This is a genomic window from Vibrio sp. 2132-1 (genome assembly GCF_033344315.1).
The window spans coordinates 1-507 of the sequence record NZ_JAWPON010000895.1; the positions used below are offsets into that span (position 1 = coordinate 1).

The window sequence follows — 507 nt, forward strand, 5'->3', positions numbered from 1 at the left end:
TTAAAACCCATGAAGAGATGGAAACAAGCCACCATGATGCTTCCGCTCGCTGCGGCGGTATCAACGGCTTATGCAACAGATGAGCAAACGTGGGGCATTGCCGCCATGTATCGCACGGCCTCGATTCCTTTTTACACTGCTAACGATGACTCTACGGTGAGCACCTTCGTGCCGATGATGTTTTTTGAAAATGAACATTTGTACATTAACGGACTCGAGGGCGGCGCTTTTCTGTTTAACGAAGAGGATTCTGACTGGCGAGTGAGCGCGATTACGCGTCTTCGTTTTGTCGACATTCCTAAATCCGTTCAAAACGCGTTTGAAGGTGATCGCGTCGATTTTGGTGGCCAACTGCGTTATGACTTCAATGAAAACTGGCGCGCTGAAGTGGAGTTGATGACGGATGACGAGTTTCAGTTTCACTCAAACTACAGAATTGCAGCAAATTACGAGCGGGGTGATTGGGAGTTCGAACCATCTTTTACCATCCGTTATAAGGACTCTGAT

General features: G+C 47.7%; 1 protein-coding gene. It reads left to right on the forward strand.

What is annotated here, in order from left to right:
• Window positions 1-33: 33 nt before the first annotated feature.
• Window positions 34-507: MipA/OmpV family protein (locus tag R8N47_RS28600; RefSeq protein WP_318186534.1), on the forward strand; the 474-nt coding region annotated here is incomplete at its 3' end.